The sequence below is a fragment of the Pseudoalteromonas sp. XMcav1-K genome (assembly GCF_044005875.1).
Classification (GTDB): domain Bacteria; phylum Pseudomonadota; class Gammaproteobacteria; order Enterobacterales; family Alteromonadaceae; genus Pseudoalteromonas; species Pseudoalteromonas spongiae.
This window is the reverse complement of sequence record NZ_JBIPJE010000021.1, coordinates 1-18,336: the sequence shown is the minus strand read 5'-3', so window position 1 is coordinate 18,336 and position 18,336 is coordinate 1. Positions and strand designations below refer to the sequence as shown.

General features: G+C 41.3%; 16 protein-coding genes and 1 pseudogene. 14 read left to right on the top strand and 3 right to left on the bottom strand.

What is annotated here, in order from left to right; all coding sequences use genetic code 11:
* Nucleotides 1-97 precede the first annotated feature (97 nt).
* The 11 genes from ACHSBP_RS01705 to ACHSBP_RS01655 all read left to right on the top strand — a co-directional run bounded on the left by ACHSBP_RS01705 (nucleotide 98) and on the right by ACHSBP_RS01655 (nucleotide 12,461).
* On the top strand, nucleotides 98-364 hold the full coding sequence (locus tag ACHSBP_RS01705) for a hypothetical protein (RefSeq protein WP_010561676.1): 267 nt from the start codon (nucleotides 98-100) through the stop codon (nucleotides 362-364).
* The gene (locus tag ACHSBP_RS01700) at nucleotides 361-687 is read left to right on the top strand and encodes a hypothetical protein (RefSeq protein WP_010561675.1); all 327 of its coding nucleotides are present in this window, start codon (nucleotides 361-363) and stop codon (nucleotides 685-687) included. The genes ACHSBP_RS01705 and ACHSBP_RS01700 overlap by 4 nt, the downstream gene beginning before the upstream one ends.
* The gene (locus tag ACHSBP_RS01695) at nucleotides 684-2,303 is read left to right on the top strand and encodes a PepSY-associated TM helix domain-containing protein (RefSeq protein ID WP_395388006.1); all 1,620 of its coding nucleotides are present in this window, start codon (nucleotides 684-686) and stop codon (nucleotides 2,301-2,303) included. The genes ACHSBP_RS01700 and ACHSBP_RS01695 overlap by 4 nt, the downstream gene beginning before the upstream one ends.
* A 97-nt stretch (nucleotides 2,304-2,400) precedes the next feature.
* Entirely contained in the window at nucleotides 2,401-2,547 is a 147-nt protein-coding gene (locus ACHSBP_RS01690) for a hypothetical protein (protein WP_158523443.1), read from the top strand.
* 9 nt (nucleotides 2,548-2,556) lie between these two features.
* A complete protein-coding gene (locus ACHSBP_RS01685; RefSeq protein WP_010561673.1) occupies nucleotides 2,557-3,039 on the top strand; it encodes a hypothetical protein in 483 nt (160 codons plus the stop codon).
* Nucleotides 3,040-3,108: 69 nt separating this feature from the next.
* The gene (locus ACHSBP_RS01680; protein ID WP_395388005.1) at nucleotides 3,109-5,019 is read left to right on the top strand and encodes a DNA topoisomerase III; all 1,911 of its coding nucleotides are present in this window, start codon (nucleotides 3,109-3,111) and stop codon (nucleotides 5,017-5,019) included.
* Between the two features lie 179 nt (nucleotides 5,020-5,198).
* A complete protein-coding gene (locus tag ACHSBP_RS01675) occupies nucleotides 5,199-6,455 on the top strand; it encodes an efflux RND transporter periplasmic adaptor subunit (RefSeq protein ID WP_395388004.1) in 1,257 nt (418 codons plus the stop codon).
* Nucleotides 6,456-6,496: 41 nt separating this feature from the next.
* Nucleotides 6,497-7,198 carry an ABC transporter ATP-binding protein gene (locus tag ACHSBP_RS01670; RefSeq protein WP_010561670.1) on the top strand — a complete coding sequence of 234 codons (702 nt, stop codon included), beginning with the start codon at nucleotides 6,497-6,499 and terminating at the stop codon, nucleotides 7,196-7,198.
* An 11-nt stretch (nucleotides 7,199-7,209) separates the two neighbouring features.
* The gene (locus ACHSBP_RS01665; protein WP_395388003.1) at nucleotides 7,210-9,633 is read left to right on the top strand and encodes an ABC transporter permease; all 2,424 of its coding nucleotides are present in this window, start codon (nucleotides 7,210-7,212) and stop codon (nucleotides 9,631-9,633) included.
* A gap of 150 nt (nucleotides 9,634-9,783) precedes the next feature.
* A complete protein-coding gene (locus tag ACHSBP_RS01660) occupies nucleotides 9,784-11,160 on the top strand; it encodes a sigma-54-dependent transcriptional regulator (protein ID WP_395388002.1) in 1,377 nt (458 codons plus the stop codon).
* A 2-nt stretch (nucleotides 11,161-11,162) separates the two neighbouring features.
* Nucleotides 11,163-12,461, top strand: coding sequence for a sensor histidine kinase (locus ACHSBP_RS01655; protein ID WP_395388001.1), 1,299 nt, complete (start codon nucleotides 11,163-11,165; stop codon nucleotides 12,459-12,461).
* On the opposite strand, the gene ACHSBP_RS01650 is transcribed toward ACHSBP_RS01655, so the two are convergent.
* Nucleotides 12,454-13,755, bottom strand: coding sequence for an NAD(P)/FAD-dependent oxidoreductase (locus tag ACHSBP_RS01650; RefSeq protein WP_395388000.1), 1,302 nt, complete (start codon nucleotides 13,753-13,755; stop codon nucleotides 12,454-12,456). The two genes, ACHSBP_RS01655 and ACHSBP_RS01650, sit on opposite strands and share 8 nt — an antisense overlap.
* Nucleotides 13,756-13,990: 235 nt before the next feature.
* On the opposite strand from ACHSBP_RS01650, the gene ACHSBP_RS01645 reads away from it, so the two are divergent.
* The 3 genes from ACHSBP_RS01645 (at nucleotide 13,991) to ACHSBP_RS01635 (ending at nucleotide 17,564) form a co-directional block, all read left to right on the top strand.
* The gene (locus tag ACHSBP_RS01645) at nucleotides 13,991-14,992 is read left to right on the top strand and encodes a 4-hydroxyproline epimerase (protein WP_010561665.1); all 1,002 of its coding nucleotides are present in this window, start codon (nucleotides 13,991-13,993) and stop codon (nucleotides 14,990-14,992) included.
* A 12-nt stretch (nucleotides 14,993-15,004) separates the two neighbouring features.
* Complete coding sequence (locus ACHSBP_RS01640; protein ID WP_395387999.1) at nucleotides 15,005-16,483, top strand: aldehyde dehydrogenase (NADP(+)); 1,479 nt, start codon at nucleotides 15,005-15,007, stop codon at nucleotides 16,481-16,483.
* Nucleotides 16,484-16,910: 427 nt separating this feature from the next.
* Nucleotides 16,911-17,564: a GntR family transcriptional regulator gene (locus tag ACHSBP_RS01635; protein WP_040642007.1), complete on the top strand. Its 654-nt coding sequence runs from the start codon at nucleotides 16,911-16,913 to the stop codon at nucleotides 17,562-17,564.
* Between the two features lie 79 nt (nucleotides 17,565-17,643).
* Here ACHSBP_RS01635 and ACHSBP_RS01630 read toward each other — a convergent pair whose 3' ends face one another.
* Both ACHSBP_RS01630 and ACHSBP_RS01625 read right to left on the bottom strand, forming a co-directional pair.
* Nucleotides 17,644-18,018: a rhodanese-like domain-containing protein gene (locus tag ACHSBP_RS01630; protein WP_010561662.1), complete on the bottom strand. Its 375-nt coding sequence runs from the start codon at nucleotides 18,016-18,018 to the stop codon at nucleotides 17,644-17,646.
* 11 nt (nucleotides 18,019-18,029) lie between these two features.
* Nucleotides 18,030-18,336, bottom strand: a pseudogene (locus tag ACHSBP_RS01625) (amidohydrolase); the annotation flags it as partial.

The following is an 18,336-nucleotide window of genomic DNA, read 5'->3' as shown; positions in this document are numbered from 1 at the left end:
TAATAGTATTATGAATACGGATTGAATTCTAAATGCAAATAATTATCACATCAATTTAAATTTACTTAATTTTTAGACTAGTTTAATGGGGCGTTTAATGAGTTATTTTATTGTGTTGCCTGCAACAATCATGTTGTTTGCAGTTGGCTTGTTGTATTTATCAAATAAACATCAGCTACTACGTGTTAAACCGCTTGCAAAAAAATTGCGTCCAATCGCCTACCTTATGTTGCTATTTGCTTTTGTGCTAATGGCAGCTAAATACGCTGTTAGTGCCTCGCTATTTATTGGCCTGATGGTGATTATGCTGTGTGTGATTGCTTTGCCATTGATGGCGTTATTTTTAAAGGGGAATAAAACGTGAGTGAACAACTTAGTCGGCAGCAAAATAAGATTCAGCCTGACTGGTGGTCAAAAACACTGGCGGGCGTGATATTGGGGCTTTTCTTAAGTTATGGGCTGGTAGCACTTTTTGCATGGTTTGGCCCTGATAATCTGACAACAAGCTTATCAAACGAGCGCGCATTGTGGCGTGTGCAATTTAATATGTGGTTAATTACGCCAATTTGGTTGTGTGTTATTGCCTTTGTGTACTTATTCAAAAGTGGCAAAGTAGCTTGGCTTAAACTAGGCCTAGCGAATGTGTTTATTTATAGCGTTTGGGTATTGCTAAGGAGTACGCTATGAAAGTAAGAAGTTATATTTTAAGGGTTTATCAAAACGTTCATACATGGACGGGCATTATTGCAGGGCTGTTTTTATTTATTGGTTTTTTTGCTGGCAGCATTACTATGTTTCGAATGGCCATTGATGATTGGGCCACACCACCAAGTGTAAAGCTTGAACAAGTCGAGTTTTCAAAAATTGAGTCGGCACTTCCAAAGCTTTTAGCGCAGCACGAGCAAGCACAAAAAGAACTTACTATACGTTTTGATGAGGCTCATTCGCCATTTCAATGGTATAGCCAAGGTCAAGGCCGCGGTTTACGGCTTGATGACAAAGTGGTTAATGCCAGTGTTGATCAAAATGGCGAGATAATCACACAAGATGCTAATGTAAATGAGCTTTCGGCACTGGTTGATATGCTCCATAGAACTGGCGGTATTTTAGGCGATGTAGCAGGGCACCATATCCTTGGTGAGTTTATAATGGGTTTCGCTGCATTTTTATATTTTGTTGCCTTAGTGTCTGGGGTGATTTTTTTATTGCCTACATTAACTAAAAGCTTTTTCGCACTGCGCACAAAAAAAGGCGCGAGCCGCTTTTGGCTAGACACCCATAATTTAGTCGGCATCGCGAGTTTACCTTTTCATATCATTATTGCATTCACTGTGGTGGTGTTTGCGTTTCACGATTTTTTGTATGCGGGACTTTCAAAAGTATATGGCGATAAGCCTATGTTTCCATCTGATCCTCCAAGCAAGGTGGAATATTCCTTGGCTGAATTACCGACTTTATCAGATTACATAAATAAGGCTAAGGAATATGCCCCCGGTTATTCTGTGAGTGAAATTCGCTTGTCGGGTTTAAGCGGTACACGCGCCAATGCGGCTGTTTCTTTGGTTAATGAAAATCAAGTTATGCGAGGACCAAATAACGATTTTATTTTTATGCACCCGTATACACTTGAAATACAAACCAGCAGTGTCGCAAACGGCGATCAAGGTGTTTGGGGCAGTGCCGTAAGTACGTTCTTTGCTCTGCATTTTGGCAGCTATGGTGGCAATTTTGGACGCTGGCTTTACTTTATTATGGGCTTAGCGGGTGCGTTGTTGTTTTACACAGGCAACTTGTTATGGCTTGAAAAACGTCGCCAAAAGCAAGGTGGGCAAACAAAGTCGGTTTGCTTTATGGCAAACCTAACTGTTGGTGTGTGTTTGGGGTCATTACTTGGTGTAATAAGCTGTTTTGCGGCCACCAAATGGTTGAGCATTGGCAGCATTAACATTAATGTGGCGTATATGTGGGTTTACTACAGCTGCTTTATTGGTGCGCTGTGTTTTAGTTTTTACAAAGGTGCAACGAGCGCCGCAATGGTATTGATTAAATTGAGCATTATTGCCTGCCTTTGGGTGCCGCTAACGTCGATTATTGCATTAGTGATCCCCACATTGGGTTTATGGCCGGCAACTGGGTTGTCGCAAATAACGCTCGAAGTATGCGCATTAATAACGGCATTTGTTTACTTTAAAGCATATCAACGTCTTGAAAAACGCGCTTACTTTGGTGACCAAGAGAGTATTTGGTCACTCGATAAATCAAAGCAACTAAGCGTTGAAGGCACTGCAAGCATCGCAAAGTAAACAATTACTTGCATAGAGACTGAACAAAGAGGTGTTTGTTTTATAGGCAAACACCTCTTTGTCATAACATGAAATAATTTTTCATGAAAAAGTACTTGTGTTTTTTAGTAATTTCAGTAATTTGAAAGGTGCCTTAAGGCAAAACAACTACAAGGAGATAATTATGAAAACAGTAGATAAATTTTCTTATATGCCAGGTACCGGTGGCGGCGGCGGCGGTACTGATGATGAAAATAAAAAATAGCATTCGCTAATGCCTATTAAAGAGCTGCTTATAATTTTAAGCAGCTATCAAACCTTACTTGTTGTTATTTCTTTTTTACTTCTTGTTGTTTTAAAGCAACGACAAGGAGCGATTTTTGCTGGCACCACCACATTCTTTTTTCTACTCGCCAATTTTTACTTTCCTTATTTAATTGAATGGGATTCTGAAAACCTTTATCGCTATTTTATTTGGCTGCTCCATGATTTAGCATGGATGGGCTGTATTGCTTATTTAGGTTTAAAAGATAAAGTCTCTTGGCGTCAATCAGTACTTGGCCAACTTTTTTGTATTCCAATTATCTGCGTAAATGCATTTCGTGCAATGGATATGGGCTTTAATAGCTTTGACTTCTCATTGGCACCCTATCAATTTATATACCCTGTGTTTGAAACTGCGATTGTTGCACTTTGTTGGATGCCGATTTTTGTTTATTTAAAAAATAAATTCTTTGTAAAATCGCAACCTGCATAATTCTTTATTAGCATTTACTTCATAATACGATATAGTTAACTGTAATTATATACAGTTGTTTGTTTTGATTTGAAACTTTATATCGCAGAAAAACCATCATTAGGGCGTGCTATTGCCGATGCACTGCCAAAGCCTCATAAAAAAATGGATAGCCATATTATTGTGGGTAATGGTGATGTGGTGTCGTGGTGTATTGGCCATTTGCTCGAACTTGCAGAACCCGACGAATACCATGAACGCTACAAAAAATGGAATTTAGCTGATTTACCTATAGCGCCCGACACATGGCAATTAAAAGCCAAAGCCAAAACCCGTAAACAACTCACCTTGCTTAAAAAACTCATAAAACAAGCCAGTCAACTTGTGCATGCGGGCGACCCTGACCGTGAAGGGCAATTGCTGGTGGATGAAGTAATTAGTGAGGCGAAAGTATCAAAAACAAAACTTGATAGTACCGAGCGCTTGCTGATTAGCGACCTTAACTTAAACGCCGTTAAAAAAGCTTTGAATAATTTAAAATCAAATCGTGATTTTATACCGCTGTCAGTTTCTGCGTTGGCGCGTTCTCGTGCCGATTGGTTAATTGGTATGAATTTAACTCGTGCTTATACCATTAAAGGTAAACAAGGCGGCTATACCGGAGTGCTCTCGGTTGGTCGGGTGCAAACGCCTATTTTAGGTTTAGTTGTACGTCGCGATTTAGAAATCGAAAACTTTGTCAGCCGCCCATTTTTTGAAGTTATTGCTGAGAATATCACAGAACAAGGCGAGCAATTTCAAGCTAAATGGCTGCCGAGCGAGGCGTGCTTGCCATATCAGGATGAAGATGGTCGTGTGTTGCATAAGGGCCTCTGTGAAAATGTCATTAGCCGCATTACGGGGCAACAAGGGCAGGTGTTATCTGTTGAGGAAAAAACCAAAAAGCAAGCGCCGCCATTACCTTATAATTTATCTGCGCTACAGATTGATGCGGCAAAGCTATTTAAAATGCCAGCTAAAAAAGTGTTGGATATTTGCCAAAGTTTATATGAAAAGCACAAACTGATTACGTACCCACGTTCAGATAATCGCTATTTACCCAATGAGCATTTTTTTGAAGCATCACAAGTGCTTAGCGCGATGGAAAATAACAAAGGGCAAACAAGCGAGTTAATTGCGAACGCCGATACGTCACGCAAACATAAGTGTTGGAATGATAAAAAAGTAGAGGCGCACCACGCTATTATTCCCACCAGTAAAAAGCTAAAAAGTGCGAGTTTAGGTTTTGAAGAAGAAAAAATTTACGGTCTTATTTGCCGCCAATATTTAGCGCTGTTTTACCCTGATTATATTTATCACGATACAAGCGTGCTGGTAGAAATTGCTGGCGGTAAGTTTAAAGCGACTGCAAAGCGCGAAAGCCAGCTAGGTTTTAAAGTGCTGATGGGTAAAAGCGAATTAAAAGACGAAGCAACGCTACCCGCGCTTTCAAAAGGACAATTATTTACCTGCCAACAAGGGCGCTTAGTTGAAAAACAAACTGAGCCGCCACAGCATTTTAATGATGCCTCTTTGTTAAGTGCCATGACCGGAATTGCGCGCTACGTGGATGATGCCGAAATTAAAAAAATTCTGCGCGACACCGACGGGCTAGGCACCGAGGCCACCCGTGCGGGCATTATTGAATTACTATTTAAACGCGGTTTTTTACAGCGCCAAGGTAAACACATATTAGCCACCGAAACCGGCAAAGCCTTAATCAATGTATTACCTGAAAAATTAACAAAACCCGATATGACTGCGCTTTGGGAGTCGCAGCTTACTCATATTGCGGAAAAGCACGGTAGTTACAGCAGCTTTATGACGCCATTACTCAATGAGCTACAAGGTCATATTGCGTTGGCTAGCAAAACACCCGTCACTGGATTTAGTAATTTACCCCCGCCCAAACAAAAGCCGTTTAAGCGCCGTTACAAACGCAAAACAAAAACAACCAGTTAAGTAAAAACCACATCCCAATTTTGGGATGTGGTTTTTTAAACGTCATCCCAAAATTGGGATGTGATAGAAGCCCAAAAATTTCGATTTTATAATAACCTATTGTTATTATTGATTTTTATTATTTGGCACGCTCTTTGATATAAGTCTATTACCAATGCAAACATGATTAGGCATTTAAAATGGACATTATCAAAACTAAAAAAACACCGTTTTACAAAAAGAAAGCTGCAGTATTTTCTGTGGCAGCAGCGCTTTTCGCAGGTGCCGTCTATGGCGTTGCGCAAGTGGATTTTGCAAGTGCAACGGTTAAGCGTTCTAACTTACTAACAGCAGAAGTTAAAGCAGGCGAATTTACAATTAAAGTGTCGGGCCATGGTGTGTTAGCACCGCGCGATGTGCGCTGGGTTGCCAGTAATGTTGAAGGTAAAGTCGAAAAAATTCTTATGAAGCCAGGTGCAGCAGTTAATCAAGGTGACTTAATTGTGGAGCTTGCTAACCCTGAACTAAAGCAAAAAGTGGAAGAACTGCAGTGGGAACGCACAGCGCTTGAAGCTGAACTAGCTGCACTTAAAGTAAGCCAACAAACCAAATTACTGGATATGCAAGCAAGTTTGCTACAAACCAAAATGGCTTACGATAAAGCCAATATGCGTTTGCAAGCAGAAGAGCAGTTAATTCAAAAAGGCAATGCAACGGTTTCTCGTCTTGATTACGAAAGCTCAAAACTGACTGTGTCACAGTTAAAAGAAACCCTTGCGATTGATAAGCGCCGTGAAATGCAACTTGGCGAAAACTTAAAAGCAAATCTTACCGCGCAGCAAGCACGTTTGGAAAAACTAAACAAAACCATTGAACGTGCCGAGTTTCAACTTGAATCACTAAAAGTAGTGGCGCCAGTTTCAGGTATTTTACAAGCAATGCCGCTTGAATTAGGTCAGCGAGTATCACTTGGTAGCAATGTTGCAAAATTTGCTAAGCAAGATGATTTAATTGCTGAATTAAAAATCCCTGAGCTTAAAGCATCCGCTATTGCGCTTGGGCAAAGTGTCGCGATTGATACCCGCTTTAACACCATTATGGGTAAAGTTAAACGAATCGATCCAGCAGTTGTAGAAGGTACGGTGCAAGTGGATGTTGAGCTTGAAACACCATTACCACAAGAAGCGCGCCCAGATCTTTCTGTAGATGGCGACATCATAGTGGCTAAAAAAACTAACACCTTATTTGTGCGTCGCCCAGCATTTTCACAAGCTGAGCGCACCCTAAGTGCTTTTAAACTGGTTGAAAATGGCCGTTACGCTGAAAAAGTAGCGGTGACCTACGGTAAAGCATCAAGTACCGAAATTGAAATTGTAACTGGATTAGCTGTGGGTGATCAGGTGGTCATCTCTGAGCAAAGCGAATTTTCACGTCATGCACGTGTTGCGCTGAACTAATCCAAAACCATACTAATAACGAATTTTGAAGGAATAATCACATGAATACACTAATTAAACTAACAAACCTTAAAAAAGTATTTGCTACCGATGAAGTTGAAACTCACGCACTAAGCGAGATTAATTTAGATATTAAACAAGGCGAGTACGTATCAATTTCAGGCCCTTCAGGTTGTGGTAAATCAACCTTGCTATCAATTTTAGGCTTACTGGATACGTGCTCGGGTGGTAGCTTTGAATTAAATGGCCATCAGGTCGCTGGACTTGATCACAAACAGCGCGCGTATATTCGTAATAAAGAAATCGGTTTTGTATTTCAATCGTTTAACCTGATTAGTGATTTAACGGTAGAAGAAAACGTTACTTTGCCACTGACGTACCGCAAAGACTTAACTAAAGCCGAGCGTAAGCAAATGGCAATGGCAGCGCTAGAAAGAGTTGATATGAGCCACAGAGCAAAGCATTACCCAGCGCAACTTTCAGGTGGTCAGCAGCAACGTGTTGCTGTAGCGCGTGCCATTGTTGGCAACCCTTCAATTATTCTAGCGGATGAACCAACCGGTAACCTTGATTCTAAAAATGCTGAGTTAGTGATGGCGTTATTGGACAAGTTACATGCAGAGGGCACCACTATTTGTATGGTTACTCACGACCCCCGTGGTGCAAAACGTGCTGAGCGCATTGTTGAAGTATTTGATGGCCGTATTGTTGGCGATACGCAAGCGCAAGTTGCAGTAGCATAAGGAGAAATGCCATGTTAGACGATATTTTATATGCTGTGCGTGGAATGCTTAAAAACCCACGTTTTGCAGCGCTAACGACCTTTGTTATGACCATTGGTTTAAGCTTATGTATTTATATGTTCAGCTTTATTTTCAACACGTTGAGCGGCACTATTCCACTTGAAGATGGCGAGCGTTTACGCAAAGTTACGACTGTAGTAAACGGTGTGGCGTACGATGGTACTTCGGTACGTTACCAAGAGTACCTTGATATTGTTAATCAACAAACCAGCTTTGAGTTTTTAGATGCTTACGATACTTACACAGTAACCGTTTCAACAAGCGACCGCGCTATTCGCTATTCATCACACTTTGTCAGTGAAGAGTTCTTTAAAGTGTCGGAAGCAAAACCAGCGCTTGGTCGTTTATTAACAAAAGCAGATTCTACCAGCAATGAGCGTGTAGTCGTGTTAGGTGATTTTGTATGGCGTGAAATGTTTGCGTCTGACCCAACAATTGTCGGTCAAAAAATACGTATCGATGGCAAAAACCATACAGTAGTAGGGGTTACAGCGCCTGGTTATCGCTTTCCAGATTTTGCACAAATGTATATGCCGTTTAAAGTTGAAAGCCAAGGTATTGCGCGAGAAGATTCTAATTACGTAGCAGTTTACGGCTTGTTAAAAGAAGGGGTGTCTGAACAGCAGGCAAATCGCGAAATGGAGACTATTTTTGCGGAGTTTGCTCGCCAGTATCCAGAGCTAAACTCAACAAAAATTGGTTTTGTTTGGACTTTCCAACTGGAAAAAATTGGTAAAGGCGGTGATGCGCTGGTACTTGCTATGGCATTAGCGGTGTTGTTTATTTTAGTTCTTGCGTGTGTAAACGTGGGTAACTTGTTGTTATCTCGCGCTATTGAGCGTAATAAAGAAAGTGCAATTCGTACAGCGCTTGGTGCACCACGCTCAGTACTTATTCGCCAATTAATGTGTGAAAGCTTAATTATTAGTGTACTGTCTGGTTGTTTAGCAGTATTAATTGCAGGCTACGGATTAGATTTAACGTTTGACTACTTTTTAAATTCGCTGCCAATTGAGCCTCCGTTTTGGTGGCAAGCAGGGCTTACGCAAGCAAGCTTAATTATTACTGTGGTAACGGTATTAAGCACCATACTAATTACAGGTGGCTTACCTGCATGGCGCGCAACTAAAACCGATATCAACGCAGTGCTGCGTGATGGCACACGTGGCGCGCAAAGCAAAACGGCAGGTCTACTTAGCAAGGTAATTGTTGGTTTAGAAGTAACTTTATCGTGCGCGCTAATTATGCTTTCAGCAGCGATGCTTAACTTAGTAAGCAAGATGAATGATGCTGATTATGGTGTTGCAATTGATAACCGCGTTGCGGCACGTATTGCACTGCCAAGTGAACGCTACGGAAAAGAAAACATTGAAAGAGCAAAACAGTATTATCGTTCACTTGAAGAAAAGCTAACTGCAAACCCAGCAATTGAAAGTGTTACGTTTAGTCAGTCGTTACCGCACACATGGGGCATTTTCCAAAATATCTCGGTTGAGGGTGTCGATTACGGCAAAAACCCAAGTTACCCAGGTTCTAACGTGAACATTGTTATGAATAACTACTTTTCAGCAATGGAGATGACATTGTTGGAAGGGCGCTTATTCAATAACACAGATTCAGCAGGAACAAGCCTAAATGCAGTTGTTACTAAAAACTTTGCTGAAAAACACTTAGCGGGTGAAAACCCAATTGGCAAGCGTATTAAATTAATGGAAATGGATAATGCCGTAGTGACTATTGTTGGCGTTACTAACAATGTCATATTCGGCCAACCATTTGATCATAATAGTGATAAAGCATCGATGTTTTTGGCTTACGAGCAATTCCCTCGCTTACATATGAAAGCGGTAATTAAAAATGCGCCTACAGCAACTGCAATGCATAATCCTGTAAGCTTATTAACTAAAGCTGCGGTTGAGTTAGATGCCGATGTTGCACCTTACAGCATCACTGACATTCAAGCGGGTATCGACAGTCGTTTATCGGGTATGAACTTTATTGCTAATATCTTTATCTTATTCGCTATCTCGTCAATGGTCATTGCATTTAGTGGTATTTATGGTGTTATGGCTAACTCGATTGTGCAAAAAACACAAGAAATCGGTGTTCGCCGAGCACTTGGCGCAGATAACAGTAATGTGTATAACCATTACCTAATGCAAGCGACAAAACAGCTAGTGGCTGGCTTAATTTTAGGTATTCCAGCTGGTGTGCTGTTAGTAAAGATGCTAGAGCAAGGCAGTATGGCCGAGGGCTCGCTGCTTGTTTATGTTGGTGTGCCAGTATTAATCAGTTTAGTAATTATCCTTGCCGTTGTGCTACCAGTGCGAAAGGCGCTAAATATGGAACCATCAAGTGCACTTAGACACGAATAGATAAAATTAAATAAAAACCAGTGCTTGCACTGGTTTTTATTTATTGATTTAACGAAAGTTAACTTTTACCCTAAAACCACTATCCGCTTATGCTTAGTAGCCATCGTGCGCTTATAAGCAAATAAGAATTAACGCAGTAAAGGATAAATTGTGTCTCATATTTTAATTGCTGATGACGATCCGAGTATTGTTGCCGCACTTCGCCTATTTTTAAAAAGCGAGGGGTTTAAAGTCACTACAGCAAGTTCACCAGCAGAAGCGCTTTTCTTTGTTAAACAAAACGACATTGATCTCGCTTTAATCGATTTAAATTATCACGCTGATACTACCTCTGGTCAGGAAGGTATTAATCTTACCGAACAGCTCGCAAGCCTTGATGAAAGCTTAGCAATCGTGTGTATGACTGGATGGGCAAGTGTTGAAATCGCCGTTGAGGTAATGAAAGCCGGAGCGGGCGATTTTGTCGAAAAGCCTTGGGAAAACGAACGCTTATTAACAGTCATCACCAATCAGCTTAAATTGCGCGAGCAAAAACTTCAAAACCAAGTGCTTAACCAAGAAAACCAAAACTTAAAAAACGAACTAGCACAAAGTGAAGGTGAGTTGATTGTTGAATCTGCACCGATGAAAGCCCTGCTTGCACAACTAGCGCAAATTGCCAAAGCTGATATCAATGTGCTGATCACTGGGCCAAATGGCACCGGTAAAAGTTTACTTGCGCAGCATATTCATACGTTGAGCAGCCGTAATAACGAACGCTTTGTTTCGGTAAATATGGGAGCAATCAGCGAAAGCTTATTTGAGTCTGAACTATTTGGCCATGTAAAAGGCGCTTTTACCGATGCCAAGGAGAATCGTATTGGCCGCGTTGAACTTGCCGAAAAGGGCACTTTGTTTATGGACGAAATTGGTAATATTCCACTGCCACAGCAAGCAAAGTTACTGCGCTTATTAGAAGAACACCAATTTGAAAAAGTTGGTTCAAGTAAAACTCAAACTGCTAATATTCGCTTAATTTCGGCAACCAATGCCAATTTAGATGCAATGGTAGAAGATGCTACGTTTCGCCAAGATTTACTTTATCGGTTAAACACGTTTGTAGTGCGTTTACCAAGTTTAGCTGAGCGCAAAGACGACATATTGCCAATGGCAAATAACTTTATTGCTAAAGCGGCCAAACGTTTTAATAAACCAGCGCCAAGTTTATCGCCAGCTGCGTGTGATGCATTAATGGCATACGATTGGCCGGGCAATGTACGCGAGCTATCTCACACCTTAGAACGCGCTACCTTACTTGCCGTAAGCGAAATCAGCCCAGAGCATCTAATGCTAACGCCAAGTGTAGCTCAAACCCCAGAGACTCTTGAGCAAACACCCACTAAGTACCAAGGCACCATGGATGAAATTGAAAAAACGGTGATTGAACAGCGTTTAATGGAATACCAAGGCAACGCATTAGATACGGCAAAATCACTTGGCTTAAGTCGCAGTGCGTTTTATCGTCGCCTCGATAAGTTTGGTATTTAATAGTGAAAAACTTTTTCAATCAGTTACAACGTTCGGTGTTGTGGGCAGCGCTTCCGGGCAATTTTATTGCGCTGGTGATGATTTGGCAGGCGGACTTCAGCATCTATTTGCAAGCGTTGGTGAGTGTGTTACTGATTTTAGTGGTGCTGGTAAATCTTTATTACTTGTTTGATAAATTAAACGAGCAGTTCTTGTCGTTAGCAAATTTAGTTGAAGCGTTAAATGTAGGTGATTACACCTTGCGAGCTAAGGGCGCTGCTGAGTCATCGGCGCTCGGCGATTTAGTTCAGCAGATTAACCGACTTGCAGATAATTTATCAACCACTCGCTTTGAATACAAAGAAAGCCAGTTGTTATTAGCGAAACTAATTAAACAAATTGGTGTGATTATTTTTGCCTGTGATGAAAATCAAAAAATTACCTTAGCAAACCCTGCGGCAGAGCGTTTTTTTGAAAAACCTGAATCCAAGTTGATTAACCATACACTTGCGGATTTAAACTTAGTTGATCTTATTGATGCGCCAAATAATCAATTAGTGATGGTTGCGAATAAACAAGCATCGTCACGCTTGCATTTGTATCGTGATAATTTCAGAGAAGCCGGTAAGCAGCATAACTTATTTATTTTATCGGATTTAGAAACAGTACTGAGCCATCAAGAGCAAAAGGCATGGAAAGATTTAGTGCGTGTGTTAAGTCATGAAATTAATAATTCGCTGTCGCCAATTATTAGCTTAACCGACACGTTAAATAAAATATCATCGAGCTTGCCGATTGACGGCGAAGACAAAGAAGATATTCAAGGTGGCTTAACCATTATTGGCGAACGTGCAACCCGCTTAAAATCGTTTATTCAGGGTTATCGTCAACTGGCTACCTTGCCTGAGCCACAGAAAAAACAGCATGATTTAGTGAAAATAATCTCAAGTAGTACAGAGTTACTTGGTTACCCTTGTAATTTACAGTTAGCTGCTAGCTGCATTGTTGAAGTGGATGCCGCTCAATTAGAGCAATGTTTAATTAATTTATTAAAAAATGCCCATGAAGCAGCGCCAAAGCACACGATAGATGTTTCACTTAAACAAGATGAGCAACAAGTAGTGATTGAAATCAGAGATTTAGGCGCAGGCATTAGTAACCCTGACAATCTTTTTGTGCCTTTATACACCACCAAAAAGCAAGGCACAGGTACTGGCCTTGCGCTGTGTCGCCAAATTGTATCGGCGCATAACGGAGTGATTTCACTTAGCAACCACCCTAAACGTGGTTGCGTTGCAAAAGTGGTGTTGCCTGTTAATTAAAACGAGCGATTGAATAAGGGGTTAAATCAATTAAGGGTTTAACTCCTTGCACATCACAAGCGATAAGCTCGGCACAAATTGCCGCCAGGGTTAGACCTAGGTGCTGGTGGCCAAAGTTAAAAAATACATTGTTGTGCTTTGGTGCGCGTCCAATCACAGGCAGTGAGTCGGGTAGCGTAGGGCGAAAACCCATCCATTTTTTATCTTGCTCTGGATGATCATCCACCATATTCGGCCAAATAGATTCGCCAAGTTGCTTTAACATATCCGCACGGCGGTAGGTTGGTGCTTTTGAAAGACCTGCAAATTCTACTGTACCCGCAAGGCGAAGCCCTTCTTGCATTGGGGTTAGAATAAATTTCTTCTCAAATGATACAACTGGCATGGTGGGCATTTTCTCACTGGATACCATGTAGTGGTATCCACGCTCTGTATCAAGTGGCACGTTATACCCAAGTTGTTTACACAGTGATTTGCTGTGAGCGCCGGTACACATTATGAGTGCATCAAACACTAGGTCATCGTGGTTGGTATTTATGGTTACAGCTGAATCGGTAGTAAATAGCGATGTGACTTCAACTTGTTTAAAGCTAACGCCTAACGATTTTGCATGCTCAAATAGCGCGAGGTTTAATTGATATGGGCTACAAGTGTGCCCTACATCAGTAAAGTATAATGCATGCGTTATATTTTGATGTAAGCCCGGTTGTAATTCATCAAGCTCATTGCGTTCAAGTAGGGTGACATTAACATCTTCATTTTTATAGTGTTCTAGTGTTGCGAGTGCATTTTTTCGCGAGTCTGACTCAAAGGTGAGTAAGCTGCCATTTAAATGGAATAGTCCTTCGCTATTACTTGCTTGAGTAAGCCGCTGCCATGCATTTATTGCCGCGCAGTTTAGTTTTTTTAACGCTTCTTTGTTTTGCTTGAAAATGCGCGGACGCATATTTGCTAAAAACCGCATAAACCACGGTAATGCTTTAAATAAATAACTCGGGCTAATACGCAGTGCGCCTTTCGGGTTGAGCAGCATTTTTGGCAATTGCGGCAATAAAGAGGCTTGTGCCAGTGGGAATATTTGCTCTGTCGCAAAGTGCCCCGCATTACCTTTTGAACAGCCTTCGCTAATACCTTGTTTATCGAGTAATGTGACTTGATAACCACATTGTTGCAGCTGAATTGCGGTTGCAATTCCAATTACGCCTGCGCCAATTACAGCGACATTTTGATTAACCGATCGAGAGGTGTTTTCCATTAGATTAAAATAGTGCTTTACATTGTATACAATATACATTAACTTAATCGGTATACAATGTACAGTATCACTTTTCGAAGTAAAAACAAATGAAACTAAATTGGCAATATGTGCAGTCGTTTTTCACAACACAATGCAAAAACGCAATGACACATTCAGATATGGTTTTAGCGTACGAAGTATAACAATTAGGCTTTCCCCTTAGCCAAGGTGTGCATCAAGGTGCACGCCTATTTCGCATTATAAGAAGTAACAATAGATAGGAGAGCAGCAAGTGAAGAAAGGGACCTATTTTTGTATTGATGCCCATACCTGTGGCAATCCAGTGCGACTGGTAACCTCGGGACACCCTGTGCTTGATGGCAATACCATGGGTGAAAAGCGTATGCACTTTATGCGCGAATTCGACTGGATCCGCCAGTCTTTGATGTTTGAGCCTCGTGGTCACGACATGATGTCGGGCGCGTTTTTGTATCCTCCATGTTCAGATAATGCCGATGCGTCCATTTTGTTTATTGAGACTTCTGGCTGCTTACCTATGTGCGGACATGGCACGATCGGTACGATTACAGCGGGTTTGGAAGCGGGGCTTATTCAACCCAAAGAGCAGGGTAAATTGACGATTGATGTGCCAGCCGGGCAGATCAATGTTGAATATCAGATGACTAACAACAAAGTTGATTGGGTCAAAATTTATAATGTTGCGGCTTATTTAGCACACCGTGATATTGAAATTGACGTGCCAGAGCTTGGCAAAATCAAACTCGATATCGCCTATGGCGGTAACTTTTACGCCATTGTTGAGCCGCAAGAAAATTTCCCTGGTATTGATAAATGGTCACCTGGGGATATTTTAAAATTCAGTCCATTGGTACGCGAAATTGCAGGGCGTGCCGCGGAATGTATTCACCCAGAAGATAGTAAAGTAACAGGACTATCGCATGTGTTATGGACCGGCGCACCAAAAACTGAAGGTTCTACCGTAGCCAACGCGGTGTTTTATGGCGATAAGGCGATTGATCGCAGTCCGTGTGGTACAGGTACATCGGCACGTATGGCGCAACTGCATGCGAAAGGTTTATTAAAGCCAGGCGAAAAGTTCGTACATGAAAGCATTATTGGCAGTCAGTTTGTTGGCACTATTGAGTCAGTAACCGAAGTTGGCGGCATTACTGCCATAAAACCATCGATTCAAGGATGGGCAAAAATTACCGGATACAACCAAATACTAGTGGATGATGATGATCCCTATGTTAATGGTTTTCAACTTGTATAAAGGGGAAAGTAAATGTTTACAGGATTAAGTTTTATTAATAACGAATGGACTTCACAAGGTGAAGGTTCATTTAACGCAATTAACGCATTTGACCATACACCGCTTGAGCCTGCATTTAAAAACTGTAGCCTTGATCAGCTAGCACAAGCATGTGATGTGGCAGACGCTGCATTTAAGGTTTATCGTAAAACCACTAAAGCCCAGCGCGCTGCGTTTTTAAATGCGATTGCAGATGAACTAGCAAGCAAAGAAGATGAACTTGTTGCACGTACTCCTCTTGAAACCGGTTTACCTGAAATGCGTATTAAAGGTGAGCTAGGTCGTACTGTTGGGCAGCTACGTTTATTTGCAGCAAATTTAGAAAAAGACGTTGAGTTTATCGCTGAAGATGCAGCATTACCTGAGCGTCAGCCTTTACCGCGTCCAACATTAAAAATGGCAAAAATTGCGATTGGTCCGGTTGCGGTATTTGGTGCAAGTAACTTTCCACTTGCGTTCAGCGCGGCAGGTGGTGATACAGCCTCGGCATTAGCGGCTGGGTGTCCTGTGGTTTATAAATCTCATTCAGCACACCCAGGTACCAGCGAAATTGTGGTTAGCGCGATTGAAGCGGCAATTACTAAATGTGATATGCCAAAAGGTGTTTATCAGTTATTACACTCAAAAAGTTATGATGTAAGCCACGAACTGGTTAAAAATCCAAAAATCCAAGCGGTTGGTTTTACTGGCTCGTTTGGTGTAGGTATGGCACTGCAAGACAGCATTAAACAACGCAAGCAGCAAATTCCATTTTATGGTGAGCTTGGTTCAACAAATCCGCAAGTACTGCTTCCAGGTTTTGTTAAAGGTCAAGAAGATAAACTAGCAGCAACATTTATTGCATCGCTAAATATGGGGGCAGGTCAATTCTGTACTAACCCTGGTTTGTGGTTAATTGCTGAAGAAGAAGCTGAAAGCTTTAAGCAAGCTGTAGCAAAAGAAGTGGAAGTGTCTGCACCGCAAGCCATGTTAACACCTGCTATTTTAAAAGCGTATCAATCAGGATGTGAAAACTTTGCAAGCAATGCGACGCTTGTTGCAAGTGGTCAATCTGAAGCACTTCGTTGTAGCATGCAAGTATTTGCCACTACAGCGACTGAGTTCAGAAACAATAAAGCATTGCATGAAGAAGTATTTGGCCCAGCAGCGTTAATGGTAACTTATTCATCGAATGATGAATTAGTAGCATTGATTGAAGAACTCGAAGGTCAATTAACAGCAACAATTCATGGTAGCGAAGCATTAGTACAGCAACATACTGATATTACCGAGTCGCTAAGTTATGTTGTTGGCCGTTTAATATACAATCAAATGCCAACGGGAGTGGAAGTGTGTGATGCAATGATGCACGGTGGTCCATTCCCTAGTTCAACGGATGTACGTAGCACATCTGTCGGCAGCCAAGCAATAGAACGATTCTTGCGTCCTCTATGTATACAAAATGCATTTTAGGATCTGTTGATCTTTCAAGTTCGTTTTTGCAGTAGCTTGATTGGGTTTTATGCAAGGAAGAGGCTGCGTTGCATAGTTATTCTATGCGAGTCAGCCGATAACAAAGCAGAAAAGCCAATCAAGCACTGCCGGAAGGTTTTTTTGAGCGCGCTTTTATCATTGTTGCCTACATGGATGTAGGTAAGGGGCGAGAGCAGGACGCGGAAGCTTTGCCCGATATTTGCTTAGGCGACTAGGCTACACATCGAGCGCCGCGGTAGAAACACGCTCAGAAAAACAAAAATAGAACAGCAAAGATTAACGGACCCTAGAGTTCGCATGAAATAATTGTGTGTTCCCGTTCTAAGGTAAAAGGCCAGCTATGCTGGCCTTTTTTTATAATTTGTATAAACTATTGCCAAGTTTATACAAAATACAAAGAGATAAAATGGGGCTAGCATATAAAACACGTACTGAATTTGTAGTGGATGCAATTCGTGAAAAAATCTTAAAAGGCGAAGTAAAATCCGGTCAACCGTTACGCCAAGCAGCGCTTGCGGAAGAGTTGGATGTAAGCCGTATTCCTGTACGTGAAGCCCTATTACAACTTGAAGCAGAAGGCTTAGTAAAGTTCCAAGCGCACAAAGGCGCGGTAGTAACTGAACTTGATGCCGCACATGTTGATGAGCTTTTTGAATTAAGAGCAATGTTAGAAGCTGATCTCCTTGCTCGCTCTATTCCAAATATGAATGCAACTGACTTTGATCATGCTGAAGAATTATTATCTAAGTTAGATGAAGCGCTTACCCATGAAGACAGTGCCAACTTATGGGCAGATTTGAATACCAGTTTTCATACCTATTTGTATCAAGCAGCTGAGCGCCCACAGACGCTAGAAGTGGTAAATATTTTAAATAAAAACTCTGACCGCTATATTCGTATGCACTTATTACTTGCTGGTGGTATCAAAAAAGCAGGTGGTGAGCATAAGCAGTTAATCGATTATTGCCGTGCCGGTGACACGAGCAATGCCTGTCAGCTACTTAAGCAACACATTCTTGGTGCAAAAGAAGAAATTAAAGCACTGTTAATTGAAGAATAAGTGCTAAATGAATATAAAAAACCAGCCTGATGTGGCTGGTTTTTTGTTTTAAATGCTTAGCTAAAAAAGCCCAGAGAAATTACTTTTTAATTAACGGTAATTGTTTTTCACTCCACGCGAGGTAGTCACCTTCTAAATGCTTTAACTTAAAGCCTTTCTTAGATAACGCTTCTTCAAATATACCCGCGCGACGACCTGAGCGACAATACACAACGAGCGTGTGATCTTTTAGTTCCTCTAATACCGACATGTTTTCTTCAATTTGATTATGCGGAATATTAAGTGCGCCTTTTACATGTCCATCGTTAAATTCTTCTTTTGAGCGCACATCTATTATGGTGTAAGCATTAGCCGACATTTGGTTTTCAAGAAGTTGCTGCTGCGTAATAACTGGCGTATTAGCAAAACAAGTAACACTAAATAGTAGTGATGCAACAAATGCGATGTATTTCATAGTAGGTTCCTTTAGTTTTTATTAAATAGATCAACAGCGGCTTGGCTCATAGCCGTTACGCCTGTTTTAATTGTCAGTGGGTAATCTGGCGCAAATTTACTTGAATGAAGCGAGGGTAGCTTAGTGCCATTTTTAATTGCGCTTTCATACTCTGTTGGGTTTACACCACCAAGCCAAAAAATGGTAATAGGCACATTTTCATCGGTGCGACCAAACAGGCCGAAATCTTCACCGGCCATTACAGGTTCCGCTTTTAATGTATTGTCTTCACCAATTGCTTTTTTAATACTGGCGGTAATACGTGTCGCAAGCTCTGGG

Excerpts from the sequence above, each read along its gene's own strand:
- ACHSBP_RS01705 (WP_010561676.1), top strand. The coding sequence starts at position 98 with ATGAGTTATTTTATTGTGTTGCCTGCAACAATCATGTTGTTTGCAGTT.
- ACHSBP_RS01695 (WP_395388006.1), top strand. The coding sequence starts at position 684 with ATGAAAGTAAGAAGTTATATTTTAAGGGTTTATCAAAACGTTCATACA.
- ACHSBP_RS01685 (WP_010561673.1), top strand. The coding sequence starts at position 2,557 with ATGCCTATTAAAGAGCTGCTTATAATTTTAAGCAGCTATCAAACCTTA.
- ACHSBP_RS01675 (WP_395388004.1), top strand. The coding sequence starts at position 5,199 with ATGGACATTATCAAAACTAAAAAAACACCGTTTTACAAAAAGAAAGCT.
- ACHSBP_RS01670 (WP_010561670.1), top strand. The coding sequence starts at position 6,497 with ATGAATACACTAATTAAACTAACAAACCTTAAAAAAGTATTTGCTACC.
- ACHSBP_RS01665 (WP_395388003.1), top strand. The coding sequence starts at position 7,210 with ATGTTAGACGATATTTTATATGCTGTGCGTGGAATGCTTAAAAACCCA.
- ACHSBP_RS01650 (WP_395388000.1), bottom strand. The coding sequence starts at position 13,755 with ATGTATATTGTATACAATGTAAAGCACTATTTTAATCTAATGGAAAAC.
- ACHSBP_RS01640 (WP_395387999.1), top strand. The coding sequence starts at position 15,005 with ATGTTTACAGGATTAAGTTTTATTAATAACGAATGGACTTCACAAGGT.
- ACHSBP_RS01635 (WP_040642007.1), top strand. The coding sequence starts at position 16,911 with ATGGGGCTAGCATATAAAACACGTACTGAATTTGTAGTGGATGCAATT.
- ACHSBP_RS01630 (WP_010561662.1), bottom strand. The coding sequence starts at position 18,018 with ATGAAATACATCGCATTTGTTGCATCACTACTATTTAGTGTTACTTGT.